At 67.4% G+C, this 26,654-nt stretch carries 23 protein-coding genes, 3 tRNA genes and 1 riboswitch; of the genes, 14 read left to right on the top strand and 12 right to left on the bottom strand.

The features are described 5' to 3' along the window. Positions 1-267: 267 nt before the first annotated feature. Positions 268-693, bottom strand: a complete 426-nt coding sequence (locus tag RR49_RS04575) for a histidine phosphatase family protein (protein WP_048809273.1) — start codon at positions 691-693, stop codon at positions 268-270. Positions 694-831: 138 nt separating this feature from the next. Then, positions 832-1,000: riboswitch (M-box (ykoK) riboswitch) on the top strand. Positions 1,001-1,246: 246 nt separating this feature from the next. Between RR49_RS04575 and RR49_RS04570 the strand changes: the two genes are divergently transcribed. The 3 genes from RR49_RS04570 (at position 1,247) to RR49_RS15365 (ending at position 5,625) form a co-directional block, all read left to right on the top strand. Continuing rightward, a complete protein-coding gene (locus tag RR49_RS04570) occupies positions 1,247-2,875 on the top strand; it encodes an Nramp family divalent metal transporter (RefSeq protein ID WP_045246884.1) in 1,629 nt (542 codons plus the stop codon). A 43-nt stretch (positions 2,876-2,918) separates the two neighbouring features. Next, positions 2,919-4,175 (top strand): magnesium transporter MgtE N-terminal domain-containing protein, encoded by a 1,257-nt coding sequence (locus RR49_RS04565; protein ID WP_045246883.1) that lies wholly within the window; start codon positions 2,919-2,921, stop codon positions 4,173-4,175. 232 nt (positions 4,176-4,407) lie between these two features. Beyond that, on the top strand, positions 4,408-5,625 hold the full coding sequence (locus RR49_RS15365; protein ID WP_048809272.1) for an LCP family protein: 1,218 nt from the start codon (positions 4,408-4,410) through the stop codon (positions 5,623-5,625). Positions 5,626-5,793: 168 nt separating this feature from the next. Here RR49_RS15365 and RR49_RS04555 read toward each other — a convergent pair whose 3' ends face one another. The 3 genes from RR49_RS04555 to RR49_RS04545 all read right to left on the bottom strand — a co-directional run bounded on the left by RR49_RS04555 (position 5,794) and on the right by RR49_RS04545 (position 8,295). Further along, positions 5,794-6,393 (bottom strand): DUF1345 domain-containing protein, encoded by a 600-nt coding sequence (locus RR49_RS04555; protein ID WP_048809270.1) that lies wholly within the window; start codon positions 6,391-6,393, stop codon positions 5,794-5,796. Positions 6,394-6,649: 256 nt separating this feature from the next. After that, entirely contained in the window at positions 6,650-7,108 is a 459-nt protein-coding gene (locus tag RR49_RS04550) for a DUF4411 family protein (protein ID WP_048809269.1), read from the bottom strand. Further along, on the bottom strand, positions 7,108-8,295 hold the full coding sequence (locus RR49_RS04545; RefSeq protein WP_045246879.1) for an ImmA/IrrE family metallo-endopeptidase: 1,188 nt from the start codon (positions 8,293-8,295) through the stop codon (positions 7,108-7,110). The genes RR49_RS04550 and RR49_RS04545 overlap by 1 nt, the downstream gene beginning before the upstream one ends. A 630-nt stretch (positions 8,296-8,925) precedes the next feature. On the opposite strand from RR49_RS04545, the gene RR49_RS04535 reads away from it, so the two are divergent. From RR49_RS04535 to RR49_RS15100, 4 genes are all read left to right on the top strand, one after another. Beyond that, complete coding sequence (locus tag RR49_RS04535) at positions 8,926-9,675, top strand: hypothetical protein (protein ID WP_045246877.1); 750 nt, start codon at positions 8,926-8,928, stop codon at positions 9,673-9,675. 491 nt (positions 9,676-10,166) lie between these two features. Further along, positions 10,167-10,403: a hypothetical protein gene (locus RR49_RS04530; RefSeq protein WP_045246876.1), complete on the top strand. Its 237-nt coding sequence runs from the start codon at positions 10,167-10,169 to the stop codon at positions 10,401-10,403. A gap of 72 nt (positions 10,404-10,475) precedes the next feature. Next, positions 10,476-10,646 (top strand): helix-turn-helix domain-containing protein, encoded by a 171-nt coding sequence (locus tag RR49_RS15360; RefSeq protein ID WP_048809266.1) that lies wholly within the window; start codon positions 10,476-10,478, stop codon positions 10,644-10,646. Beyond that, positions 10,643-11,770 (top strand): tyrosine-type recombinase/integrase, encoded by a 1,128-nt coding sequence (locus RR49_RS15100; protein WP_048809265.1) that lies wholly within the window; start codon positions 10,643-10,645, stop codon positions 11,768-11,770. The genes RR49_RS15360 and RR49_RS15100 overlap by 4 nt, the downstream gene beginning before the upstream one ends. 25 nt (positions 11,771-11,795) lie before the next feature. On the opposite strand, the gene RR49_RS04520 is transcribed toward RR49_RS15100, so the two are convergent. After that, positions 11,796-11,868: transfer RNA gene (locus RR49_RS04520), tRNA-Val, on the bottom strand. 195 nt (positions 11,869-12,063) lie between these two features. Between RR49_RS04520 and aceE the strand changes: the two genes are divergently transcribed. The 6 genes from aceE (at position 12,064) to RR49_RS04490 (ending at position 19,651) form a co-directional block, all read left to right on the top strand. Beyond that, on the top strand, positions 12,064-14,793 hold the full coding sequence (gene aceE / locus RR49_RS04515; protein WP_045246875.1) for a pyruvate dehydrogenase (acetyl-transferring), homodimeric type: 2,730 nt from the start codon (positions 12,064-12,066) through the stop codon (positions 14,791-14,793). A gap of 5 nt (positions 14,794-14,798) precedes the next feature. Then, positions 14,799-16,025, top strand: coding sequence for a PucR family transcriptional regulator (locus RR49_RS04510; protein ID WP_045246874.1), 1,227 nt, complete (start codon positions 14,799-14,801; stop codon positions 16,023-16,025). A gap of 91 nt (positions 16,026-16,116) precedes the next feature. Further along, positions 16,117-17,037 carry an ACP S-malonyltransferase gene (locus RR49_RS04505; RefSeq protein WP_045246873.1) on the top strand — a complete coding sequence of 307 codons (921 nt, stop codon included), beginning with the start codon at positions 16,117-16,119 and terminating at the stop codon, positions 17,035-17,037. Beyond that, positions 17,034-18,038 carry a beta-ketoacyl-ACP synthase III gene (locus tag RR49_RS04500; protein WP_045246872.1) on the top strand — a complete coding sequence of 335 codons (1,005 nt, stop codon included), beginning with the start codon at positions 17,034-17,036 and terminating at the stop codon, positions 18,036-18,038. The genes RR49_RS04505 and RR49_RS04500 overlap by 4 nt, the downstream gene beginning before the upstream one ends. 75 nt (positions 18,039-18,113) lie before the next feature. Further along, on the top strand, positions 18,114-18,362 hold the full coding sequence (locus RR49_RS04495) for an acyl carrier protein (protein WP_045246871.1): 249 nt from the start codon (positions 18,114-18,116) through the stop codon (positions 18,360-18,362). 50 nt (positions 18,363-18,412) lie between these two features. Further along, positions 18,413-19,651, top strand: a complete 1,239-nt coding sequence (locus RR49_RS04490; protein ID WP_045246870.1) for a beta-ketoacyl-[acyl-carrier-protein] synthase family protein — start codon at positions 18,413-18,415, stop codon at positions 19,649-19,651. 130 nt (positions 19,652-19,781) lie between these two features. Here the strand turns inward: RR49_RS04490 and RR49_RS04485 are convergent, their stop codons facing one another. The 3 genes from RR49_RS04485 to RR49_RS04475 all read right to left on the bottom strand — a co-directional run bounded on the left by RR49_RS04485 (position 19,782) and on the right by RR49_RS04475 (position 21,473). Next, positions 19,782-20,285 (bottom strand): DUF3145 domain-containing protein, encoded by a 504-nt coding sequence (locus RR49_RS04485; protein WP_045246869.1) that lies wholly within the window; start codon positions 20,283-20,285, stop codon positions 19,782-19,784. Between the two features lie 115 nt (positions 20,286-20,400). Next, positions 20,401-20,474: transfer RNA gene (locus RR49_RS04480), tRNA-Ile, on the bottom strand. 24 nt (positions 20,475-20,498) lie between these two features. Next, positions 20,499-21,473, bottom strand: coding sequence for a DMT family transporter (locus RR49_RS04475; protein ID WP_045246868.1), 975 nt, complete (start codon positions 21,471-21,473; stop codon positions 20,499-20,501). A gap of 45 nt (positions 21,474-21,518) precedes the next feature. Between RR49_RS04475 and def the strand changes: the two genes are divergently transcribed. Beyond that, entirely contained in the window at positions 21,519-22,085 is a 567-nt protein-coding gene (gene def, locus RR49_RS04470; protein WP_048809264.1) for a peptide deformylase, read from the top strand. Between the two features lie 53 nt (positions 22,086-22,138). Here the strand turns inward: def and RR49_RS04465 are convergent. From RR49_RS04465 to dusB, 4 genes are all read right to left on the bottom strand, one after another. Continuing rightward, positions 22,139-22,214: transfer RNA gene (locus tag RR49_RS04465), tRNA-Asn, on the bottom strand. A 72-nt stretch (positions 22,215-22,286) separates the two neighbouring features. Beyond that, positions 22,287-24,134, bottom strand: coding sequence for a DNA primase (dnaG, locus tag RR49_RS04460; protein ID WP_045246891.1), 1,848 nt, complete (start codon positions 24,132-24,134; stop codon positions 22,287-22,289). Then, positions 24,134-25,477 carry a deoxyguanosinetriphosphate triphosphohydrolase gene (locus RR49_RS04455; RefSeq protein WP_045246867.1) on the bottom strand — a complete coding sequence of 448 codons (1,344 nt, stop codon included), beginning with the start codon at positions 25,475-25,477 and terminating at the stop codon, positions 24,134-24,136. The genes dnaG and RR49_RS04455 overlap by 1 nt, the downstream gene beginning before the upstream one ends. Further along, complete coding sequence (gene dusB / locus RR49_RS16085; protein ID WP_045246866.1) at positions 25,467-26,633, bottom strand: tRNA dihydrouridine synthase DusB; 1,167 nt, start codon at positions 26,631-26,633, stop codon at positions 25,467-25,469. The genes RR49_RS04455 and dusB overlap by 11 nt, the downstream gene beginning before the upstream one ends. Between the last annotated feature and the right edge of the window lie 21 nt (positions 26,634-26,654).

The raw sequence follows: 26,654 nt of genomic DNA, 5'->3' as shown, positions 1-26,654 counted from the left end.
CAACTGCTAGCAGCGGCGGAGAAAAGACACTTTGCGGTAAGACATGTTTCCGAGACGCATCGCGCCCCGGAAATCCGCCACTCCTTCCCGCGGTCCGGGAGAGGGTTTGCGTGCCTCGGAAAGCTTTTGGTTTTCAAGACACTCAATCGGACAGGGCAGAACCGGCTGCTCATCTGGCGGCTGGCTGGCCCACGAACGTGCGTTTGCGGCGCTTCAGAATCGGGCAAAAGTCGTCCTCGGGTCATCTCGCACTGGTGCGAGACGGTGCTATCGATGGTTCCTGATGGCGTTGAGGTCTTTGTCGAACCGATACAGGGTGGGTTCCTGTCGCTCGGTGTCGACGAACTGAGGGTCCATGTATTCACGGAGCCGGCTGGTGACCCACGATCGTGCGATGATCACAACCGATTGCCGCTGTAGAAGCATCGGCACCACGCGATCTTCGTAGAACTCGCTGACAGAAAGACTGTCGCGTAGGCGGTCGTCCGCGATGATTTCGCGGGGAAGTTTCCCGAGTTCTTCAAGCGCACGGTTTACTACGGCACTTTCACGGGCATCGCTACCGGTAATGATCGAGTCGATCTGGATCCCGCTCTCCGCGATCGCAGCGGCTATCGCTTGCGCGGGCTGCCCGAGTTCGGAGCCGCTCGGCGCGTCTGATGTGAGCAGGAGCAGGTATCCAAAATCGCTCATGTTCCTCCTCCTTCTGAGCTGCCAGATAACCACATGTGTCTCTGCTCGGCGAGGCAGGGTAGGCGATCCTCACCTGCAGCGCATCGATTTCGCACCGTTTGCGGGAGCCTCTACCGGAGCGTATAGTCGGGGCCGCAAGGTGCTGATCGTTAGCTGAGGCTCCTTCGCGGATACAAGCCAGCGACCCCGAACGTCGAAAGACGCCCCGGGTCAGGACAGGCCCTCCCGGCTTAAGGGGTGGCCCCGATTGGCTCCCGTTGACGGGTTCACGCCGCGAAGTGCCAAAGGTCTTACGAGGAGAGGTGCAACCCGGCGGTTTCGCTGGGCCTCGTCGTGTGTGCCGGCTGAGTGGAAGGAGCACGTCGATGAGCGAGAGCCATAATATGTGTCTCCTGCCCCCGTCCGCCGCCCGCTGATCGGGCGAACCGGAAGCGCGTTCACCGCGTCGCTACGCGACGTTCAGGTCGGGCGTGTACAGATGCTGGGCGCAGGAGAACCTCCGATCACCCGACCATTTTGCGCATCCCGTTTCGGCGGGAGGAGGTAGTGCCCCATGACCACGAATACTGATAACACCAGCGCCGTTCTCGATTCCGCCCACGTCGGGGATATCGAGGGCGCTCTTGGCACGATCCGGGTCGGTGACGATGCGCCGCGTCAGAAACTGTCCGCGAAATTCCGCACCCTGCTGGCGATCGTCGGCCCCGGCCTGATCGTGATGGTCGGCGACAATGATGCTGGAGCGTTCGGCACCTACACGCAGGCCGGACAGAACTACGGAACAACCCTGCTGTGGACGTTGCTGCTGCTGGTGCCGGTGCTGTATGTCAATCAGGAGATGGTGTTACGCCTGGGTGCGGTCACCGGTGTCGGTCACGCGCGCCTGATCCTGGAGCGGTTCGGGAAGTTCTGGGGCGCGTTTAGCGTGATCGATCTGTTCATTCTGAACGCTTTGACGATCGTGACTGAGTTCATCGGCATCAGCCTGGGCCTAAGCTACCTGGGGATCCCGCAGATTCCCGGTGTGATCGTGGCAGCGCTGGCAGTGATTGCCGCGGTCAGCACCGGGTCGTTCAAACGGTTCGAACGGGTCTGCATGGTGCTAATCGTCGGCTCCCTGTTGCTGATCCCGATCTTCGTCATGGTGCACCCGCCGCTGGGGCAGATCGCACGCGATTTCGTCATCCCCGGGATGCCGGCAGGCGCGGAACTGTCGACGGTGATGCTGCTGATTATCGGAATCGTGGGAACGACGGTGGCGCCGTGGCAGTTGTTTTTCCAGCAGTCCTACGTGATCGACAAGCGCATCACCCCACGATTCATGAACTACGAGAAAGTCGACCTGTGGGTCGGCATTGCGATCGTGATCGTCGGTGCGGCCGCGATAGTCTCGTTCACCGCCGCGACCTTCGCCGGCCGGCACGAGTTTGGCAACCTCACTGACGCGCTCGGCGTGGCCCAGGGCTTGGGAAAATACGTCGCTCCGGTGGCCGGGGTTCTGTTCGCGATCGCGTTGATCGACGCGTCGATCATCGGGGCGGCGGCGGTCGGACTGTCGACCTCGTACGCGCTCGGGGACGTGCTCGGCCTCAAGCACTCACTGCACCGCAAACCACGTGAGGCGAAAGGCTTCTACGCCGTGTTCGCCGGGTTGCTGCTGGTGTCTGCGACCATCGTGCTCATCCCCGGCAGCCCGCTCGGTCTGCTGACCGTCGGCGTGCAGACCCTCGCCGGTGTCCTGCTGCCATCGGCGACGGTGTTCCTACTGTTGCTCTGCAACGACAAGCAAGTCCTCGGGCCGTGGGTCAACGGTCGGTGGCTCAACATCTTCACCTCGGCCGTGATCGCGATCCTCGTCATGTTGTCAATCGTGCTGACCGCGAGTGTGCTGTTCCCCGACATCACGGCCCCCACGATCCTTTGGATCCTCGGTGGCGGAAGCGCCATCGCCGTCATCGGCGCCATCGCATTCGCGATCGCACGACACGGCAGGAAGGCTGCGCCGCACGACGTCCCCGACCGCAGTCAGCGCGCGACGTGGCGGATGCCACCGTTGGCCCTGCTTTCGCGCCCCGAACTGTCGACCGGTCGGCGTATCGGGCTGACCGTCCTGCGCACGTATCTGCTGGTGGCCATGGTCCTGGTGGTGGTCCGAGTCATCCAATTGGCTCTGGGCCACTAGACGGCTCACCCGTACACTCGAACCTGTTCAAAGGAGTCCTGCAATGAACACGGTCACACTGGCCGAACTGCTCAAGCATGCCGTGATCGACGCGAAGGGCGAACCGCTCGGCAAGCTCTCCGACATGATCGTACGGCTGCGAGCCGACAACTACCCGGAGCTCGCCGGACTCGTGGTCCGGGTCGGGTCCGCCGCCATCTTCGTCCCCGTGACGGCGGTGACCGAGATCACCCGCGACCGCATCACCCTCTCGACCGCCCGGCTCGACCTCCGTCCGTTCGAGCGCCGCGACGGCGAAGTGCTGCTGAACGCCGACGTGCTCGGGCACCGACTGATCGACATCGACCGAGCCGCCCTCGTGCGCGCCCACGACATCACACTGACCCAGACCGCCGAAGGGTGGATCGTGACCGGCCTCGATGTCCACCGGCAACGATGGTTCGGCACCAGCTCACGCGGAACCCAGCCAGTCCGCGATTGGCGCTCCTTCGAGGCACTCATCGGACACGAACCCTCCGCTCTGGTCCGGTCCCCGTTTGGTCAGTTGCGGCGGCTGAAGGCCGCGCAGATCGCCGACATCATCGAATCCGCCTCCAGCAAAGAGCAAGACGACCTGCTCACCCAGGTGCACAGCGACCCCGAACTGGAAGCCGACGTCTTCGAAGAGCTCGACGACGACAGCCAAGCCCAGTTACTCAAAACCCGCAGCTTGGACGAGGTCGCCTCCGTGCTTGGCCGGATGCGCGCCGACGACGCCGCCGACGCCATCCTCGACCTGCCGCAGCAGCGCCGCCAGGCGGTCCTGGATCTGCTGCCCACCGCACAGCGGTCGCCCATTCTTCGTCTCCTGGGCTACCACGGTGAAACAGCCGGCGGCCTGATGGGGCTCGACTTCGTTGCCCTTCCCGGTACGGCGACGGTACGCGCGGCGATCGAGCGCATCCGCTCCGCCCGAGACCAGCAGGCCGAGGCCCTCCTCACCATCTTCTGCGTCGACGAGAGCGGCGCGCTATGCGGGTCTGTCGGGCTCGTCCAGGCACTTCAGGCCCACCCGGATACTCCACTGGCGGAGATCGCGGACTCCGAACCGGTGTACGCCTCGCCGCAGGACGATGTCGTCGACGTCACCACAAGGATGGCCGACTTCAACCTCATGGTGCTGCCCGTCACCGACCCGCAAGGGCTCCTCCTCGGTGTGGTCACCGTGGACGACGCGCTGGAGGCTGCAATCCCCGAGGACTGGCGCCGCCGTGAACCGCAGACCCACTCCACCGCGACGGCGCCAATCACACTCGCCTAACCCCTCGGGTCGTAGAGCGAACCTTCGTTTGTGCAGTTTCGCATGAGTACGTGTGCAGTTTCCAGATAGGTCCGGAGCGGTTTCCAGGCTGAGACGTTATCGTCCAAGGGTGCTTTCTAGCGGTGATTCAGCGGACAACGGTGGTGAAGTGCGTCGTCCACGACGCACCCACGGAGTCGGTGTCCGCCATGGTCGGCTGCCCGAGCGTCGCCCCTACGGCTTCGTATTGAGGGTGCTTGCCGCCGCGGTGGGCGTCGTGGTCGCCAGCGGTGCCATCGTGGGCGCGTACGGTGTTGCGGACACGGTGCAATCGATCAAACCGGGCATCCATCTGGTCACCGCGAAAGGGAAGACCCCGGCTGCGCCACAGGTGGATGCGCAGTCGGGTGCCGTAAACATCCTGCTCGCGGGGACGGATACCCGCACCGGTCAAGGCGGTCAGTTCAACAACTCGGCGGATCTGGCCGGAAGCTCCGGTGCCGGCAGCAACGACGTGACCATGGTGCTGCATGTCAGTGCCGACCACACCCACGCCACCGTGATTTCCATTCCCCGTGATCTGATCGCACCGATACCGGACTGCCCGGGCCCGAATGGCGGGACCGTCCCCGGCGCGGACGCTGGCATGTTCAACACCACTCTCTCACGCGGAGGACTGTCCTGCGTCGTTCTCACGGCCGAGCAACTGACCGGCCTCAGCATCCCCGACGCGGCCCTGATCAGTTTCGACGGAGTGATCGCCATGTCGAACGCAGTCGGCGGCGTGGCGGTCTGCATTGCCACCCCCATCCACGACCCTTATGCCGGACTCGATCTTGCCGCGGGAACTCAGACCCTCGTCGGGTCGCAGGCGCTGGCTTTCGTCCGTAGCCGGCACGGAATCGGTGATGGCAGCGACCTAGGCCGCATCAGCAACCAGCAACTGTTCCTCTCCGCTCTGCTGCGCAAGATCGACAGCGCCGGGGTCCTGAGCAACCCGCTCACGCTGTATCAGCTGGCCCACGCTGCCGTGTCGAACGTGCAACTGTCCGATACGATCTCCCAACCGACCTCGCTGGTGTCGCTTGCGCTGACGCTGAAGAGCATCAGCATGTCGAACATGGTATTTGTTCAATATCCCGTCGGCACCGACCCTTCCGACCCCAATCGCGTCGTCCCCGATTCCTCGGCCGCGCCTCTACTGGTTTCCGCACTCAGGAACGACACGCCTCTCGTGCTGAGCGGGAACCTCGGGGTGGGAGCCGTCGCTGCCCCCGGGTCACGACCCGCGCCAGCAGCCGCCACCACCACGCCAAGCCCCACACCGCCCCCACCAGCGTCAGTAAGCCCGGCTCGACCGTCGTCCGCCCCGGGCGCAGCTACGCCAGCGCCGACGGCGACCGCGATCCCCCTTCCGTCTTCAGTCACCGGGCAGACAGCTGCTCAGCAGACATGCACCAAGGGGAACTGACAGACTCCGCCAAGAGATGCCTCGGGAATCGGGCCGTACCCGATGGCGCACCGCCAGAAAAATCGGGACAGTTTCGCCCTCCACGCGCAAACCGATTCGGCGATCATCGACACTGAGATCGGCACGCGGGCTAACAGACCGGGTCTGACCTTCCAGATTCCGCAGTCGCTAGTGGGCCAGCCCGGATACCAGGTTGACCGTGGTCGCTAGGACACCGACGCCGAGGACATAGGACAGCAGGGAGTGGCGAAGCGCCGTCATCCGAATCTCATGGTTCTCAATGTTGGTGTCGGAGACCTGAAAGGTCGCTCCGATTGTGACAGCAAGGTAGGCGAAGTCGGTGTACCGGGGAGGTTCTGGCTGATTGAAACTGATGCCGCCCTGAGTACCGCGGTAGTACAAGTGCGCGTACCGCAACGTGAAAACGGTGCCTACGAGTAGCCAGGAGACGGCGATGGTGGCAAGCGCAAGTGCTACAAGCCCCACTTTTGCCCCGCCCTGGACCTTCGCAGCTTCGATCAGGATCAAAGCGATCGCACCAAAGCTTGCGATACTCGCGCACAGCAACAGCACTTCAGCCACGAAGCGCGAGCGGTCTTCCACTGTCGCGTAACGAGCGGTCTGCGCATGATCGAAACGCCCGATGACGCTCCAGGTCCAGCACAAATACACCACGACCGCAGCTACCCAGCCGAGCGCAGGCGCAAACGCCCACCGCACCGTCACGCCTACCGCGACCCCGACAATCGCGCCTACCAGCAATGCCACGGCAACCCGCGTACCGGCTCGGTGAAACCAAGAATCGTATGGGTAAGTTTCCACGCTCGTGAGCATACGCCGAGGACCAAGCGCCTTGCCGTAGCTCCTGTAGCAGTGCCAAACCGCGTGCCCACGCCACCGAGCGATCACAGAACACCGCCACTTAGCGATCAACTCCACACACGGCGCCCTGGGGGCCGTTTCGTGTCTGCCGTCCCCGTCCGCTCGTTCCTGCGCTCACTAGGCGCCGTGTCGAACTCCGGTCCTAGAACTGCCACCCCAGCGCCCGCGCGAGCTGTTCCATACCCATCACTGGGTGCCCCTTGTCGTTGCAGACATTCGGTATGTGCGGCTTCACCGTGCTGTTGGACGCCTTCTCGTAGGTCACGACGGGGAAGCCGCGCGCTATGCCGAGGCCGATTACAAAGGGGTCCACCGTAGACCGCTTGCCTCCCTGCGTGATTAGGCCGGGGTGCGTGCTCAGAACGTCCGTCGTCGCAGCCTGGATGTCCGTATCTAGGGGCACGAAGAAGTGCGGTCGCGCCTTTGCCCACGCGGCTACTGCATCGTCGCGCTTGGTCAGCTCACCCTTCACGGGGTCGATAGCCTGGAGCACCCCGGCATCCACAGCGTCATTAAAGCGGTCCCAGAAGCCGGGGAACACATCCGGCCAATAGTGGTCACGCCACGCTGTGATGAGGACGCTCGTGTCTACTGAGTACATCAATCGACCTCCGGCACGCGCGCGCGATCGAGCAGCTTGGGTATCTGCTCCACCTTCGCGTTGAGCATGTTGGAGGTCTCGTAGGTGCTCAATAGCCCCTCAGACATCGCGCCGACGACGTTCCGCACGTAGCCCTTCCCCAGGTTGCGCACCTTCGTGCGTAGGCCGTCCCCACCGTTGGCCTTCCGCGGTTCGGGTCCGCTCGACCAACGGTCGGTGTCGTTGTACTCCTCGCGCCAGTTCTCGTAAAACTCCTGGCTCGCCTTGCCATGGGTGAACAGCTTTCGCAGAATCACTTCCGGACTCACGCCCCAGGCTCGCGCCTCGTCACGGAGCTGCCACAGCTGCCAGTCCGACGCGCCAGTCTGCGCGCCGAGCACGATCGGGCGTTGAGCGAATGCGGCGCTAGGCACCAGAATCTCTGCGGCTAGCCAGTTGCACTCGACCTCGATGCGGTCCACGTCATCCGCGCCCGTCGATTCCTCGTGGAGGTCGCAGAGCGCGGACGTGTTGTGCAGCAGGTGCGCGTACTCGTGGAGCAGCGTGAAGATACGGCGATTGAAATGGGTAGCACCGTTGACGCCCACAACCGGCACAGGGTCTAGAGCGACGGAGAAGCCGTCTGCCTCCTGGGCAGGTACAGCATTGGCCGTGACGACGAGTACGCCCATCTCTTCCAGGGCGCTACTCCAGTAGAAGAACCAGTCCGTTGGCTTGCCGGACTGACCGGGCCGCGCAATCAAGGAGTGCTTATTCAGAAGCGTTCGCGCGCGCGCCGCTACGTCCTCGAACCCGGCAGGCTCTTTCCATACATGGGTCGGCTCCTGGTCCCGCAGCTCCATGATTTCCAGCACGTTGTCGCGCTGGAACTCCGCTCGCCGTATCTCAGCCGCGAGCATCGGGCTCTCTCGGCGTCGTGCGGTGAGCCAGGGACGCCGGTAGTCGCGGACGCGCTCCGGCACCTCAGGGCGCTCGCTGAGGTAGAACGCTGCCAGGGGGCGCCGGTACAGGTCTGCAACGGCCTGGAGCTTGGCCACCGTCAGACCGGGGTCCCCGCTCTCCCAGGCGAGTAACTGGGCCTCGTCTACGGACAGGCGAGCAGCCGCCACGGCAGGTTCCAGGCGCGACGTTTCGCGAGCCCACACGAGCATGTCGGGGTTCGGGAACGCAGGGATGGAGCGGGACACTCAGGCCTCCGGGCGACGGTTCACGTGAGACTATCGCGCAGTTCTATTGCAGCGCACGCCACCGACACGGCCTACCGAAACTCATCGCGGAGTCGGCTGTACCTCACGCGGCGGACCCCACCGGGGTAGCGGTAGACCTCGCCAGCGCCTCCGACGGTCGCCACGTGCTTCGCGCCAGCAGGGGGACTCTGAGTGCCGTGGTTCAGTCCAACGCAGGCACACTGACACATCATGATCGCCTCGTCAGAGTCCGATCCCGTGTAACAGGCGCTGGAACACCCGCCCTCCCGGCCCTGGTAGAGCGCTAGGTCGATGTCTTCAATATCGGGCCGCTTCATCAGACCTGCGACCAACATCCCGAGGTGGTTCCGACCCACGAGCCAATCCCCGGACCGCGGGCCGCGCGTGACCTGTGACCCCGTGGGAAGAATCGAACGGATGACACCCTCCCAGCTGTGGCCTGTGTAAGGAATGCGGACTGTCACCTTGCCCGTCTTTGGTCGCGTGACCTTCGCGATAACCATGCTTCCCCCTCAGCGCGGTAACGGTGTGAGCAGATGCTAGAGCACGCCTGCCGCCTCGCACACCGCGGTGTCGAGTCACATGCGCGGCTCGTGCGAGGATGCCGCTGTGTACGCCCTCATGGCCACTCCTGCCCCCGAGCTGCAGCAGTCTCTGCCGGACCCCATGTCCGCATACGTGGTTCCTCTCGTGCTGGCGCTTCTCGGTATCGCCGGGATAGCCCTGGGAGCGTGGATCGCCGCGCGATCGGCACTCCGTAGCCGTCTCATCGACCTCAACGTGAAGGAAGCCGAGGACGAACGCGCGTTCGGCGTCCGGGCGGTTTCCGTCGTGACCAGCCTGGGCATAGCGACCCACCACCTCATTGAAGACTTGAAGCGCCGTAGCGATGAGCTGGCGCGGCCTGCGAACGGCCAGCCGGTGACCGTGATGCTCACCCTCGACGTAGAACGGTCAGCGCATGTGGCCCGGCTCACAGATGAATGGCGCGCGGTGATGGCCGAAGCGCAGTTCTACACGTCCGGCGACCTGGCGAAAGCGTTCTACGCCTTCGACAACCAGCGCGACATCGTTATCCAGAGGGTCAACGGGGCAAGTACCGCGGCAGACCTCAACGCCGCAATAGAAGAGTGCGAAACACTGCGGGAGCACAGCGCCGTGCAGATATACCGCCTCCTCCAGGTGGCGAAGGTGAAGGGCCGCGCCCGCATCTACCGGCTTGCTCACGTGCGGCGCCTCCACCACTTCGCTGAAACGCTGGATGCGGCACTGACGCGCGAAATCGCGACTGGGGAGAGCATCGCCCGTGACGCGGAGACCCGCCATGCTCGTGACGCAACCGCGGAGCCCAACGGCTGAGGGTCCCCAGGCGCTGGAATATCCGCCAGCTCGCGTTCATTTCGGGCGTACTGTCGCGGCCACGGACCCGTGCTGGAGGTGCCCGAGCTGTGGCGCCGTCACGAGCCCCTGACGAATCCGCCCGTCCCGTGGGCGCCAGCTCCGCGGCGAGCGCGGCCCAGCTCTACCCACTCCTCCGCGCGCCCTCTATCTCCGATCGCAGCGCGGTGCACAGCTCGTAAGCGTGCGGCCCGTCATAGAACCCCGCGACTCGCCCAGCGACCTGCGCCAGGATGTCGGTTCGCTCGCCAGCTACGCGTCGCAGCTCAGCAATGACCGGCGCTGGATCGTGCGTGTATTGGTTGCGCGTGCAGATGGCCGACGGGTGCACGTTTAGGGCCGTTTCTGGGCTCAGTCCGGGGCGGGGCATGCCAGGACGCTACGCGGCGCCCACGACACTGAGCTGCCTTCTGGTACGTTTCCAGTACGTTTAAAGTACGGAGAGTGGGACGATGACCAACCACGACGACCTGACGCCGCAGCAGTTCAAGGCTTGGGAGAACCGCATGCGGCGACGCCTCGCCGTGCAGGGACTGACGCTCTCCCGATCCCGCTCCCGGCTGTCCGTCGCAACCGACTATGGCCTCTACGGCGTCGCGGACCCCACCGGAAAAAGCCTCAGCCACGGCTATACGCTCTCGCCCGCCGACGTGGAGCGCTGGGCCGCTGGGGACGTGAGCAAGTCATGAGCCCGCACCCTGTGCAACGCGCCCGTAGCGGCGTATCACTCCCTGAGGAGATACCTCGGGCAGGAGAACAACATGCAGAAACTACTCACGAGCAAGGAGGTCGCGGGCATGCTGGACGTGTCTGAATCGACGCTCTCGCGCTGGCGCGAGGCGGGCACCGGTCCCCGGTTCGCCAACCTCGACGGCATCATCAGGTACGCGCAAGGCGACGTGATCGCCTACGCGGAGGGCAAGCGCGCATGAGCATTCAGGTCGTCATTAACGCCCAGGGGAAGAAGCGCTACCGGGCTAAGCCCAAGGTGGGCCGCATCGTCATTGCCTCGAAGACTTTCGACCGCAGGAAGGACGCCGAGGCCTGGCACGACGCGCAGCTCCGTGCTTACCACCTGGGCTCGTTCGTTCACCCCAAGGCAGGAAACGAGAAGTTCGGCGCAGTCCTGGACCGCTGGCGCGCCGCGCGAGAGGGCACCATTGGCGTGAAGACCTACCGGAACGAGGGGTACGCCCTCAAACACGTAGACGCACTCCGCAACCGCCCGATCGCGGCCCTTGATAAGGGCGAATGGGAAGCGCTCTACGCCAAGCTCCTGCGCACAACGGCGCGCAGCACGGTTTTGCGCTTCCGGGACAGCATGAGCGCGCTGTATGAGTGGGCCGTGGGTGAGAACATCGTGCCCGCGAACGTCATCCGTGCATCCCGCGTACCCCGAGGCACCGCCGAGCGGGCGACTCGCGAAATCTTCCCGTATAACCTCGCAGAGCTTCGCGCCGTCTATGCGGCTATGGCTGAACGCACCACTAAGTCGAACGCGGATATCTTGCTTGTGCTGGGCCTCACAGGTCTGCGCTGGGGCGAGCTGTCCGCGCTTCGCGTGCGTGACGTTCAGGAACTGCCGTATCCCGCTCTACGCCCCTCGCGGTCAAAGTCAGACGGCGCACCCCTCCGGACCATCACCAAGGGCGGGCAGCCCCGCACAGTGCCGATGTCGGAGGACGTGGCCGCCATGGTTTTCCTTCTCATCGACGGGCGGGGACCTAACGAACTCGTGTTCCCCAGCACGGTCGGATCGTTCCGAGCTGAGAACAACTGGAAACGCGATTCGCACTGGGATGACGTGAAGCGCGGGCGCCGCGTTCACGACCTCCGCCACACGTTCGCGACCCTCGCCTTGTCCAACGGCGTAGACATCAAGACGGTGCAGAACTGGCTGGGTCACAGCACCGCGAAACTCACCCTGGACACCTACGGCCACTACATGCACAGTGACGCTGATACGGCGGGCATCGCACGCCTGAACGACGCCCTCTCGGGGGACGCCGGGGGGACGCGCCATACAAAGCGGAGGAAGCGTGAGAGCGGGCGATAACCCGCCTCACCTACTCCCGTCTGAGTGGGCCCTGCCGGGATCGAACCGACGACATCCACGGTGTAAACGTGGCGCTCTACCAGCTGAGCTAAAGGCCCTCGGGGCCGAGTGTACGAGACATCCGCTCTTCGTGCGGCCCGATCAGAGGGTGCGTGGGGCGCGCTGACACCGGTGCCGCCGATCTTCGTCTGCGGCGGCGCTAGGCTATCCGTCGGCGTTGTAGACCGCGGACAAAGCCGCCGGTCTCGGTGATCTGATCTGGCACGACCTGCCAGCCCGACGAAAGGTGCCTCGTGACTGTTCACGACCAGGATCCCTACTCGCAAGGCCCCCTCGACAGCGACCCTGAAGAGACGTCCGAGTGGCAGGAATCCCTGCAGCAGCTCGTCGACGCCAAGGGTCACGGTCGCGGGCGCGAGATCATGCTCAGCCTGCTGAAGACCTCGCGAGAGCTGCACCTCGGCGTGCCGACGGTGCCGACCACCGACTACATCAACACGATCGCGCCCGAGAACGAGCCCGAGTTCCCCGGTGACGAGGAGATCGAGCGCCGCTACCGCGCGTGGATCCGCTGGAACGCGGCCATCACCGTGCACCGCGCGCAGCGTCCCGGCATCGGCGTCGGCGGCCACATCTCGACCTACGCGTCGTCGGCGGCGCTCTACGAGGTGGGCTTCAACCACTTCTTCCGCGGCCAGAACCACCCCTCGGGCGGCGACCAGATCTTCTTCCAGGGCCACGCCTCCCCCGGCATGTACGCCCGCTCGTTCCTCGAGGGACGCCTCACCGAGCAGCAGCTCGACGGCTTCCGCCAGGAGAAGTCGGCCTTCCCGAACGGCCTCCCCTCCTACCCGCACCCGCGCCTCATGCCGGAGTACTGGCAGTTCCCGACCGTGTCGATGGGCCTCGGGCCGATCAACGCGATCTACCAGGCGATGACGAACAAGTACCTCACCAACCGGGGCATCAAGGACGTCTCCGACTCGCACGTGTGGGCGTTCCTCGGTGACGGCGAGATGGATGAGGTCGAGAGCCGCGGTCAGCTCCAGGTCGCGGCCAACGAGGGCCTGGACAACCTGACGTTCATCGTCAACTGCAACCTGCAGCGCCTCGACGGACCCGTGCGCGGCAACGGCAAGATCATCCAGGAGCTCGAGAGCTTCTTCCGCGGCGCCGGCTGGAACGTCATCAAGGTCGTGTGGGGCCGCGAATGGGACGACCTGCTCGCCCGCGACAGCGACGGCGCGCTGCTCAACCTCATGAACATCACGCCCGACGGCGACTACCAGACCTACAAGGCCGAGAACGGCGCCTACGTGCGCCAGCACTTCTTCGGCCGGGACGAGCGCACCGCCGCCCTGGTCAAGGACTACAGCGACGAGCAGATCTGGAACCTCAAGCGCGGCGGTCACGACTATCGCAAGGTCTACGCCGCGTTCAAGGCCGCCGTCGAGCACAAGGGCCAACCCACCGTCATCCTCGCCAAGACCATCAAGGGCTACGGCCTCGGTCCGCACTTCGAGGGCCGCAACGCGACCCACCAGATGAAGAAGATGACCCTTGACGACCTGAAGCTGTTCCGCGACGCGATGCACATCCCGGTCACGGACGCGAAGCTCGAGGAGAACCCGTACCTGCCCCCTTACTACAACCCGGGACCGCAGGACGAGACCATCCAGTACCTGCTCGAGCGTCGCCAGGCCCTCGGCGGATACCTGCCGGAGCGCCGCTCGCACCACGTCGGCATCGAGCTGCCGGGCGACGCGGCCTACGCGCTGCCGAAGAAGGGCTCGGGCACCCAGGAGATCGCCACCACGATGGCGTTCGTGCGTCTGCTGAAGGACCTCTTGCGGGTCAAGGACTTCGGCAACCGCATCGTGCCGATCATCCCCGACGAGGCGCGCACCTTCGGCATGGACGCGTACTTCCCGACGGCGAAGATCTACAACCCGAACGGCCAGAACTACACGTCGGTCGACCGCGAGCTGCTACTGGCCTACAAGGAGAGCCCGCAGGGCCAGATCGTCCACGTCGGCATCAACGAGGCCGGCGCCCTCGCGGCCTTCACCGGTGTCGGCACCTCGTACGCGACGCACGGCGAGCCGCTCATCCCGGTCTACGTGTTCTACTCGCAGTTCGGCTTCCAGCGCACCGGCGACGCGAACTGGGCCGCGGGCGACCAGATGGCGCGCGGCTTCGTGGTCGGCGCCACCGCCGGTCGCACCACCCTCACGGGTGAGGGCCTGCAGCACGCCGACGGCCACTCGCACCTGCTCGCGGCCACGAACCCCGCCACGGTCTCGTACGACCCCGCCTACGGCTACGAGATCGCCCACATCGTGCGCTCCGGCATCGACCGCATGTACGGCGGCAGCCACAGCGACCCGAACGTCATGTACTACCTGACGGTCTACAACGAGCCGATCGTGCAGCCTGCCGAGCCGGCGGATGTCGACGTCGACGGCATCGTGCGCGGCATCCACCGCATCTCCACCGTCGCGGCCGAGGGCGCCGCGCACGCGCAGCTGCTCGCGAGCGGTGTGGGCGTGCCGTGGGCGCTCGAGGCGCAGCAGCTCCTGAAGGACGACTGGGGCGTGGGCTCGGATGTGTGGTCGGTCACCTCGTGGACCGAGCTGCGCCGCGACGGCCTCGCCGCCGACGAGCACAACTTCCTGCACCCCGACGAGGAGCCGGTCACGGCCTACCTCACGCAGAAGCTCGCCGGAACGCCCGGCCCGGTCGTCGCGGTGAGCGACTTCATGCACGCCGTGCAGGACCAGATCCGTCCGTGGGTGCAGCACAATTTCTGGACGCTCGGCGCCGACGGCTTCGGCTTCTCCGACACGCGTGCCGCGGCACGACGCTTCTTCAAGATCGACGGACCGTCGATCGTCGTGCGTGCCCTCCAGGCGCTCGCGGCCGAGGGTGCGGTCGATCGTGCGCTGGTCGGTCAGGCGATCCAGAAGTACCGTCTGCACGACGTGACCGCGGGCACGACGGGCAACGCCGGCGGCGAGAGCTGACCGACGTGCCGGCGACGCCGCCCGGACACGAGCTGCCCGTCGACAAGTCGGGGACCCTTGCGTGGCTGCGCAAGGTCTCCGGCGACCTCGCCACGGCGACGCTCACCCGGCTCGAGGCGACGCTTCCGTGGTACTCCGACATGCCGCCGGCGCGGCGCTCGGCGGTGGGCCTGGTCGCTCAGGCCGGCATCACCTCGTTCATCCAGTGGTACGACGATCCGAAGTCGACCCCCTGGATCGCGTCGGACATCTTCGCCGCCGCGCCGCGGGAGCTGCTGCGCAGCGTGAGCCTGCAGCAGACGCTCCAGCTGATCCGGGTGACGGTGGAGGTCACCGAGGAGCGCATCGCCGACAAGGACTCGCGCCTGCGCGAGGCGGCGCTGCTCTACTCGCGCGAGGTCGCGTTCGCGGCGGCCGACGTCTACGCCCGCGCCGCTGAGGCGCGGGGCCTCTGGGATGCGCGCCTCGAGGCGCTCGTGGTCGACTCGATCCTCAGCGGCGAGGCCGACGACGAGCTGCCGAGCCGTATCGCGGCCCTCGGCTGGCACGGACACGGCGAGGTCGCGGTGCTCGTGGGCACGACGCCCCCGCAGTTCGACGTCGACCAGTTGCGCCGCATGGCGCGCAAGCTCGGTGTCGACGTGCTCGTGGGCGTGCAGGGCTCGCGGCTCGTGCTCGTGATCGGTCGCAGCGAGGCCGGCCAGCGCACGGGTGAGGATGTCGCAGACCTCCCCTTCCCCGAGATCGCCCGGCGCCTCGAGCCGGGATTCGGCACGGGGCACCTGGTGCTCGGCCCGACGGTGCCGGCGCTCGTCGACGCGAGCCAGAGCGCCCGCGCGGCTCTCGCCGGGTTCGCGGTGGCCGGCGCATGGCGCAACGCGCCGCGTCCGGTGGACGCCGACGATCTGCTGCCCGAACGTGCCCTCGCGGGCGACCCGCTCGCCAAGCGCACGCTCGTCGAGAAGATCTACCGTCCGTTGAAGGCCCACAGCTCCGATCTCGTGACCACGCTCTGGAGCTACCTCGACAACGGCCGATCGCTCGAGGCGACGGCTCGCGAGCTGTTCGTTCACCCCAACACGGTGCGCTACCGACTGAAGCGCGTCTCGGACGTGATCGGCTGGGACGCGACGGGTCCGCGCGAGGCGCTCATCCTGCAGACGGCGCTCGTTCTCGGGGCGATCGGCAGTGACGTCACGCGTCGCCGTGCCGGTGTTCCTCGGCGCGCATGAGCCACGTCGCTGTAGGGCGCGCACAAAGCATCCGGTCATCCTTGTGCGTACCTCGCCAGTGCGCCGCCCGGTTCCTTGGCAGGATGGAACGGTGATCATCGCGGTGTTCCCCGGTCAGGGTTCGCAGACCCCCGGCTTCCTCAGTCCTTGGCTCGAGCTCGACGGCGCGACTGACCGGTTGTCGTCGTTCTCGGAGGCAGCGGGTGTCGACCTCGCCGCCGCCGGCACCGAGTGGGATGCCGACGCGATCCGCGACACGCAGGTCGCTCAGCCGCTCATCGTCGGCGCGAGCCTCCTCTCCTACGCCGCCTTCGTCGAGGCGGCGGGCACCACGCCCGCGGGTGTGGCCGGTCACTCCGTCGGTGAACTGGCCGCCCTCGCCGCGGCAGGCGTGCTCTCCCCCGTCGACGCACTCACTCTCGCGGGCGTGCGGGGTCGTGCGATGGCGGATGCCGCGGCCCAGACGCCGACCGGCATGAGCGCCATCCTCGGGGGCGACGAAGCCGCGGTGCTGGCGCGTCTCGCCGAGCTCGACCTCACCCCGGCCAACCACAACGGTGCCGGCCAGATCGTCGCCGCCGGCGCCCTCCCCGCCCTGGCAGTCCTCGCCGAGGCGCCGGTGCCGGCGACGCGGGTCATCCCGCTCCAGGTCGCCGGCGCGTTCCACACGTCCTACATGGCCCCGGCCGTCGACGCGCTGCGGGAGGCCGCGGCATCCGTCGCGGTGAGCGACCCGCAGACCACCCTCTGGACGAATGCCGACGGCACCGTCGTCGATGACGGCCCCCGGGCGGTCGAGCTGCTCATCGGACAGGTGGCCTCCCCCGTGCGCTGGGATCTGTGCATGGCCTCGTTCGCCGAGGCGGGCGTGACGGGCATCATCGAATTCGCGCCGGCGGGAACGCTCGTCGGCCTCGCCAAGCGCGCGCTGCGCGGAGTGCCGTCGGTTGCCGTCAAGACACCCGACGACCTCGACGCCGCCGTCGCGCTGCTGAAGGGATCCGCCGCATGAGCGCACCCGTGCTGAAGCAGGGCAGCGGCCCCGCGTTCACCCGCATCTACTCGTACGGGGCCGCCCGTGGCGAGAACGCGGTGCCGAACGACGATCTGGTCGCCGCGATCGACTCGAGCGACGAGTGGATCCGCCAGCGCACCGGCATCATCACGCGGACGCGCGCGGTGCACGGCACGAGCGCGACCGATCTCGCCACCGCGGCCGGTCGGGAGGCGATCGAGCGTTCCGGAGTGCCGGCCGACCAGATCGACCTCGTCATCGTCGCGACCATCAGCAACTCCCGCCAGACCCCGTCGATGTCGGCCGTCGTCGCCGACCGCGTCGGAGCGAACCCGGCCGCCGCCTACGACTCGAACGCCGCGTGCGCCGGATTCGCCTACGGTGTCGCCCAGGCCGATGCACTCATCCGCACCGGCGGGGCGCACTACGCCCTCGTCATCGGCGCCGAGAAGCTCTCCGACGTCGTCGACCCGACCGACCGCAGCATCTCGTTCCTCCTGGGCGACGGCGCAGGAGCCGTGGTCATCGGACCGAGTGACTTCCCCGGCATCTCCCGCACCGTGTGGGGCTCCGACGGCTCCAAGGCCGAGGCCGTCGGCATGAACGCGACCCTCACCGAGTTCCGTGACGGCGAGGCTGCCTGGCCGACGCTCCGTCAGGAAGGCCAGACCGTCTTCCGCTGGGCCGTCTGGGAGATGGCGAAGGCCGCGCGCCTCGCCCTCGAGGAGGCGGGGGTGGAGGCATCCGATCTGGCCGCCTTCGTGCCGCACCAGGCCAACATGCGCATCATCGATGAGTTCGCCAAGCAGCTGGGGCTGCCCGAGAGCGTGGTCATCGGCCGTGACATCGCGACGACGGGCAACACGTCGGCGGCGTCCATCCCGCTCGCCACGCATCGTCTGCTCGAAGAGCACCCCGAGCTCAGCGGCGGCCTGTGCCTGCAGATCGGATTCGGGGCCGGGCTCGTCTACGGCGCGCAGGTGGTCGTGCTCCCGTGAGCGCCGCAGCGGCGCCCCTAAACTGATTCGCGGCCTTGCGGCTGCTGTCCACACCCCACAGAGAAGGAGAAACCCATGGCCCTTTCGACCGAAGAGGTCCTCGCCGGCCTCGCCGAGCTCATCACCGACGAGACGGGCATCTCGGCCGACGAGGTCGCGCTCGAGAAGTCGTTCACCGACGACCTCGACATCGACTCGATCTCGATGATGACCATCGTCGTCAACGCCGAAGAGAAGTTCGGCGTGACGATCCCCGACGACGAGGTCAAGAACCTCAAGACCGTCGGCGACGCAGTCACCTTCATCACCTCGAACCAGGCGTGAGTCCCGTCCGGTGGGGGCGTGAGCCCCCACCGGGAAGAACAGGAAGCAATATGACGTCCCCTCGCATCGTCGTCACCGGAATCGGCGCGTCGTCCCCCATCGGCGGCACGGCTCCCGACAGCTGGAACGCGCTCCTCGACGGCGCCAGCGGCGCCCGCTCGCTCGAGCACGACTGGGTCGCCCGCTACGAGCTGCCGGTCACCTTCGCGGCCGAGGCGCTCGTGCGTCCCGATACCGTGCTGGAGCGCCCGGTGGCCAAGCGTCTCGATCCGGCCTCGCAGTTCGCCCTCGTCGCCGCCCAGGAGGCCTGGGCCGACGCGGGTGCGCCCGACGTCGAGCCCGAGCGTCTCGGTGTCGACTTCGCGACCGGAATCGGCGGCGTATGGACGCTGCTCGATGCGTGGGACACTCTGCGTGAGAAGGGTCCCCGTCGGGTCATGCCCATGACGGTGCCCATGCTCATGCCGAACGCTGCAGCGGGCAACCTGTCGCTCCACTTCGGCGCGCGGGCATTCGCCCGGACCGTCGCGAGCGCGTGCGCGTCGAGCACCGAGTCGATCGTCAACGCGGTCGAGCACATCCAGGACGGCCTCGCCGACATCGTGATCGCCGGCGGCACCGAATCGGCCGTTCACCCCATCACACTCGCCGCGTTCGCGTCGATGCAGGCGCTCTCGCGTCGCAACGACTCGCCCGGCACGGCGTCCCGGCCGGCGAGCATCGACCGCGACGGCTTCGTCATGGGCGAGGGCGCCGCGGCGCTCGTGCTCGAGCGTGAAGACCACGCTCTCGCTCGCGGAGCGAAGATCTACGCGGTCGTCGTCGGCGGCGGCGTCACCGCCGACTCGTACCACATCACCGCCAATGACCCCGAGGGCCGCGGCGCGGCGCGTGCCGTGCAGCAGGCGCTGGCGGCGGCGGGTGCGAGCCCCGACGAGGTCACGCACATCAATGCGCACGCGACATCCACCCCTGTCGGCGACCCGAACGAGTACCAGGCCCTGCGAGCGGTGTTCGGCGCCCGGATCGACGAGATCCCGGTGTCAGCCACGAAGGCGTCGACCGGTCACCTCCTGGGCGGCACCGGAGCCCTCGAGGCCATGTTCACGATCCGCGCGATCCAGGAGCGCATCGCGCCGCCGACGATCAACCTCACCGAGCAGGACCCGGAGGTGCCGTTCCGACTGTCGGGCAGCACCCAGGCGCTCGGCGCCGGCGACCAGCTCGCCATCAGCAACTCTTTCGGGTTCGGCGGTCACAATGCCGTCGTGGCGTTCCGAAACGTCTGACCACCGACACCACGAAGGCCCCCGGCACACTGCCGGGGGCCTTCGTCATGGTCGGGCATCGACCGCGTTCCCACCGCCGGGACGATTCACCGGCGCTCGGTAGTGGCGTGTCGTCTGCCCGGGGTCTGGGTCAGCCCACCTTGTGGAGCCAGACGACCGGTACCTCGTCGCCCGCATGGCGGAACGGTTCGAGCTCCTCGTCCCACGCTGCTCCGAGAGCAACATCCAGCTCACGTCGCAACTCCGCCGCATCACCCAGCGACACCTCGAGGGCGTAACGCAGCCGGTCCTCGGGGACGACCACGTTGCCCGCAGCGTCGGTGGGCGCGAAGTGAATGCCGAGGTCCGGTGTGTGCATCCAGCGCCCGCCGTCCGTGCCCCGAGCCGGATCCTCGGTGACCTCGTAGCGCAGGTGCTCCCAGCCGCGCATCGCGCTCGCCAGAGCCGCGCCGGTGCCGGCCGGGCCCTCCCACGCGAATTCGGTGCGACGAGCGCCCGGCAGCACGGGCTGCGCGATCCACTCGAAGTTCAGCGCCTTGCCGAACACGCGACCGGCGGCCCACTCGAGGTGCGGGCACAACGCCTTCGGCGCGGAGTGGATGTAGATCACGCCGCGCGTCTGTGATGTCGCCATCGGTTCTCCATTCGTCAGGTGCGTCTTCCCCTACGACCTGACCGGAACGGTGGCTCTTCGGTTATGGGGTCATTATCACCCGGTCGGTGCCGGAATGACAAGACTGTGATTCGAGTGGGGCGGGTGGGACTTGAACCCACGATCGTCGGGTTATGAGCCCGCTGCCTTGACCAGCTTGGCCACCGCCCCGTGCGGCACGCCGCACCAGCGAGCCTAGTGGGAGCCGCCGCGCGGGATGGGCAGCTCCTGGCTGTCGCTGATGACCTGCGGATGGTTGCGGGCCAGCGAGAAGACGCCGTACACCGCGATCGCGCCGGCGACGACGAACCCGATCATCGGCCCGATGCCTGCGGTGGCTGCCTCCTGGAGGACGACGAGACCGATGAGCACGGCGACCATCGGGTCGATGACGGTGAGGCCGGCGATGACGAGGTCAGGGGGTCCCGCGGAGTATGCCGTCTGAACGAAGTAGGCGCCGAGGGCGACCGCGGCGAGGAGCGCGACGAGACAGGTGAGGGTGAGCCATTCGAAATCGCCCGCCTGCACTCGTTTGATCACGACCTTCGCGAGCGTCGCGACGAAGCCGTAGATCATTCCTGACGCGACGATGTAGAAGAGCGCGCGGCCACCGCGCCGACGCACCCAGATCAACCAGATCGCCGTGAGCGACCCGACCACGACCACGAGAAGTCCGAGGATGATGAGCAGCTCGCTGTCGGCGACGGGCTGCTCGGTCGCGACGAATGCGGCGATGGTGACGAAGACGAGGATGCCTCCCACGCACGCGATGATCGATCTCACCGATTTCAGGGTGGGTCGGTGGCCGGAGATGCGGGCGTTCAGCAGTGTCGTGATCACGAGGGAGACCGCGCCGAGCGGCTGGACGATGATGAGCGGCGCGATCGCGAGGGCCCCGAGCTGGCAGAGGATCGCGAGTCCCAGCATCACGGTGCCGAGCACCCAGGAGGGGCGGCCGAGCAGTCGCAGCAGCTGTGCGCCGCTGAGCCCCGTGCTCGTGCCGCCGAGCGCGTGGTTGACCTTCACGACTCCGCGGTGCTGGTACTGGGCGCCGAACGACATGAACACCGCTCCGAGAAGCGCCAACGGGATACCGAGGAGGATCGCGGGGTCGCGGAACACCCCGACGAGGTTGTTCGTGACGTCGTCGATGGAAAGCGGCACCGTCATCACCGTTCGACACTATCCCGAGACCGGCTCGATAGGCTCGAAGACGTGACCGTTCTGCCGATTCGCATCATGGGTGACCCCGTGCTCCACTCCCCCGCCGCCCCCGTCGACGAGATCACGGACGAGATCCGCACACTGGTGGCGGACATGTTCGAGACGATGGATGCCGCGCCCGGCGTGGGGCTTGCGGCACCGCAGGTGGGGGTCGGGCTGCGGATCTTCACGTACACCTACCAGGACGACGACGGCGCTCCGTGGCGCGGGGTGGTCATCAACCCGGTGCTGTGGATCTCCCCGGCCGAACCCGGCCAGCCGGACCCTGACGAGGAGTCCGAGGGCTGCCTGTCCTTCCCCAGCGAACGGTTCCCGCTGCGCCGCGCCGAGCGCGCCTTGCTGATCGGCACGGACCTGGAGGGCGCCGAGGTGCGCATCGAGGTGTCCGGATGGCGTGCGCGCATCCTGCAGCACGAGTTCGACCACCTCGACGGGGTACTGTACGTCGACCGGCTGGATGACAGCGACTGGAAGACCGTGCAGAAGATCGCGAAGAAGCGCGGCTGGGGTCGTCCCGGTCAGTCGTGGACGCCCGGGATCGACCTCATCGAGGCCTGAACCTCGAGACGAGAAATCCCGCCTGCGTCGACCGACGCGGCGGGATCTTCTCGTGGCTCCCCGGCTTGGACTCGAACCAAGAACCTATCGGTTAACAGCCGATTGCTCTGCCAATTGAGCTACCGAGGAAGAGTCATCCCGAATCAGGACAACCCTGAGATCGTAGCAAAGGATGAGGCTGCGACGCGAACCGGGACGGGGTCAGCCGGCGTCGAGGAGACGCTGCCGCTCGACATCCAGATCGCGCAGGCGCAGCCTCACGGCACGCCCCTCGTCGGAGTCGGCCGGCACCCGCTGCATGGCACCGAGCAGCTCGCTCTTCGTGCGATCGAGGGTGCGCAGGCTCAGTCGCCTGGCGAGGTCCTGGGCTGACAACTGGGCGTGCAGAGCGTCGCGTGCGGGGAACGTTCCCGTGAGCAGCTCGGCGGCGAGGGAACGGTACGGCTCACGCACCGCCTGCACCGCGGCGGCGGCCCATCCGGGGTGCGAGTAGTCCGGCATCGCCGCGACGACGCCGCGCACCGCGTCGAGGCCCGGAACGGTGAATGTGGTGTCGAGGGCGCGCCGTACGAGCTCGCCGTCGATCAGGTGCCCGTACTGCAGGAATCCCATCAGCGCATCACGCTCGAGCGCGGCATCCGCTGTGGTCGGCAGTGTCTGGAGGGTGATCCTCAGCTCGCTGGGGGTCTCGGCCGAGTGCGGGATCTCCTCCTGCTCGCGCTGCGCACCGACCGACCGCGACGCGCGTCGCACCGCACCGGACACCTCGCCGAGCTCGAGGCCGAGGCGTCGGGCGAGCACCTTCACGTACCCCGGCTGCAGCGAGGGGTCACGGATGCCGGCGACGATCGGCGCCCCGGCACGCAGAGCCCCCGCCCGCCCTTCGACGGTGCCGAGGTCGAAGCCGCGGATGCGCTGGTCGATCGCGAACTCGAACATCGGCACCTTCGACTCGATGATCGCGCGCACGGCGCCGTCGCCGCGGGCGAGGCGCAGGTCGCACGGGTCGAGACCGGGCGGAGCGACGGCAACGTAGGTCTGCGCGGCGAAACGCTTCTCGTCGGCGAACGCGCGCATGGCGGCGCCGACCCCTGCGTCGTCCGGGTCGAAGGTGAAGACGACCTCGCCGTGTGCCGAGTCGTCGCCCATCACGCGACGCAGAGCCGTGATGTGCTCCGAGCCGAACGCGGTGCCGCAGGTCGCGACCGCCGTGGTGATGCCGGCGAGGTGGCAGGCCATGACGTCGGTGTAGCCCTCCACCACGACGACCTGGCGCGACCGCGAGATGTCCTTCTTCGCGAGGTCGAGGCCGTACAGCACCTGCGACTTGCGGTAGATCGGGGTCTCAGGGGTGTTGAGGTACTTCGGCCCCTGGTCGTCGTCGTAGAGCTTGCGGGCCCCGAAGCCGACGACCTGGCCGGTGACATCGCGGATGGGCCACACCACGCGCCCGCGGAACCGGTCGTACACGCCGCGCTGCCCCTGCGACAGCAGTCCCGCGGTGAGCAGCTCTTCGTCGCTGAAGCCCTGGGCGCGCAGCGCCTGCTGCAGGTTGCCCCACCCCTTCGGCGCGTACCCGACGCCGAAGTGCGCGGCGGCTCCCGCATCGAATCCGCGGCCGCCGAGGAAGGCGCGCGCGGTCTCGGCCTCGGCGCTCTGCAGCTGCTCGCGGAAGTACACCGCGGCCGCGGCACCCGCCGCGTAGAGCCGGGTCCGGCCGGAGGTCTCCACCGCGGGGCCGCCGTCCTCGTAGTGCAGTGCGTAGCCGAGCCGACCCGCGAGGCGCTCGACCGACTCGGTGAACGAGAGGTGGTCCATCTCCCGCAGGAACGTGTAGACGTCGCCCGAGGCGCCGCATCCGAAGCAGTGGTAGAAGCCGTGCTGCGGCCGCACGTGGAAGCTCGGGCTCCGTTCGTCGTGGAACGGGCAGAGCCCCTTGAGCGAGCCGACGCCCGCGGGCTTCAGCGCGACCCGCTCCCCCACGATGTCCGCGATGTTGGTGCGCGACTTGACCTCGTCGACGTCGGTCTGCACGATGCGACCGGGCATCAGGCGAGTCCTGCCGGCGCGGGCCGCACCGGCGGCACCCACACGCCGAGTGAGGTGGGATCGAGCGGTGCGACGAGACGCTCATGCCAGGCGATCGCGAGCTGATCCGTGAGTCCGGCGACCTGGTCGACGACGACGCGGCGGCGAGCCGCGTCATCCGTCGCGGAGGTGAAGTCGCCTCGATAGACCGGCTCGAGCTGGTCGGGACGCTCCCACAGAGCCGACGCGAGGCGCTTCAGCACTCGCCGCTGTTCCTTGTAGAGCTCCTTGCGGCCATCGATCGAGACCACCGTCGCACCGATGATTCCTTTGAGCACCGCGATCTCGGCCTCGACGACCGCGGGCACCATGACCCGCGCCCGATAGCGCGTGAGGGATGCCGCGGGGTACGCGTCGCGCGTCGCCGCCGTCGCCGCCCGCGCGAAGCGCCCGATGAGATCGGACGTGAGGTTCTTGAGTCCGGCCAGGTCGCGGCGGGATCCGTCGAACGTCGGCACCCACTCGGGGAGCCGGGTGAGCCGGTAGAGCGCGTCGGAGAGCGCATCGCGGGTGAGGTCGAAGCCGACCCACGCCTGGATCGCGTCGATCAGGGCCTCGTGCTCGTTCGGGGCGACGAGACGGCGCGGATCGAGGTAGCCGTTGACGATGGCGTCCTCGAAGTCGTGCACCGAGTATGCGATGTCGTCCGACAGGTCCATGACTTCGGCCTCGATGCACCGCACGCGGCCGGGCGCGCCCTCGCGGAACCAGCGGAAGACCGCCTCGTCGTCGGGGTAGACGCCGAACTTGAGGCGACCGCCCGGGTCGGGCAGGGGATGTTCGTCGGTCCAGGGGTACTTGCAGGTCGCGTCGAGGCTCGCGCGGGTGAGGTTGAGGCCCGCGGAATGCCCCTCCTCGTCGAACACCTTCGGCTCGAGCCGGGTGACGATGCGCATCGTCTGCGCATTGCCCTCGAACCCGCCGATGTCCTCGGCCCAGTCGTTGAGGGCCCGTTCGCCGTTGTGTCCGAAGGGCGGATGCCCGAGGTCGTGGTTCAGGCAGGCGGTGTCGACCACGTCGGGCGCGAGGCGCAGGGCGAGGGCGAGCTCTCTACCGACCTGGGCGACCTCGAGCGAGTGGGTCAGCCGGTTACGGGCGAAATCCGCAGGGCTGGCAGGCGAGAGCACCTGGGTCTTCGCGCCGAGGCGGCGCAACGCCGCGGAGTGCAGCACCCGCGCCCGGTCGCGCGCGAAATCGTCGCGCTGCGAGCGGTGCTGCTCGGGGACGAAGCGCTCAGCGTCCCGATCGTCGTAGCCGCTCGGGCGCCCGAGGGCGACACCGAGCGCGGATGCCTCAGCCGCCACTGTGCTCCAGTTCGGCGTCGGCGAGGGCGCACGACTCGTCGGCGGGGATCTCCCGGCTGTCGAGCCATCCGTCGGGCAGGGCGGGACGCTTCGGGGTTCCCGCGCGACCGCGCTGTCCCTCGGCGGCGGCTCCCGGATAGGGCGCGTCGAGATCGAGGGTCGCGAGCAGTGCATCGATCTCGTCGAGCGACGACACCGTCGCCAGCTGCGCGCGCAGCTCCCCGCCCACCGGATAGCCCTTGAAGTACCAGGCCACGTGCTTGCGGATGTCGCGGCATCCGCGGTCCTCGTCCTCGAAGAACTCGACCAGTAGTTCCGCGTGCCGGCGGAACGCGCGAGCGACGAAGCCGAGGGTCGCATCCACGGGCTCGCCATAGGCCGCGTCCTCGCCGCCGAGCGTGCGGGCGAGGTCGCCGAACAGCCACGGGCGGCCGAGACAGCCGCGGCCGACGACGACGCCGTCGCATCCGGTTTCCGCCATCATGCGCACGGCGTCGTCGGCGCTCCAGATGTCGCCGTTGCCGAGCACCGGCACCGAACGGATCTCGTCCTTCAGACGCGCGATCGCGCTCCAGTCGGCGGACCCCGAGTAGAACTCCGCGGCCGTGCGCGCGTGCAACGCGATCGCCGACACCCCGGCGCGCTCGGCCGTGCGGGCGGCGTCGAGATAGGTGAGGTGGTCGTCGTCGATGCCCTTGCGCATCTTCACAGTGACCGGCACGTCACCGGCGTTGCGGACGGCCTGGGTGACGATGTCGGCGAAGAGGTCCTTCTTCCAGGGGAGCGCCGCTCCCCCGCCCTTGCGGGTGACCTTGGGGACGGGGCATCCGAAGTTCATGTCGATGTGGTCGGCGCGGTCCTCGTCGACAAGGAGCTTCACGGCCGCGCCGACGGTCGCGGGATCGACTCCGTACAGCTGGATCGACCGCGGGGTCTCGGACTCGTGGTGCGTGATGAGCCGCATCGTCGTGGCGTTCCGCTCGACGAGCGCGCGCGTCGTGATCATCTCGCTGATGTAGAGACCTGCGCCGTACTCGCGACACAGCCGCCGGAACGCGGTGTTCGTGATACCCGCCATCGGCGCCAGCACGACCGGGGCGTCGAGGGTGAGCGCACCGATCTGTAACGGCCGGGTGGCGGGGGCGATCGTGGTCACCCCGACATTCTCCCAGACGGC

The sequence above is a fragment of the Microbacterium ginsengisoli genome (assembly GCF_000956535.1).
GTDB lineage: Bacteria > Actinomycetota > Actinomycetes > Actinomycetales > Microbacteriaceae > Microbacterium > Microbacterium ginsengisoli.
Note: the sequence above shows the minus strand (reverse complement) of the source record. Positions and strands in the feature narration are given on the sequence as shown.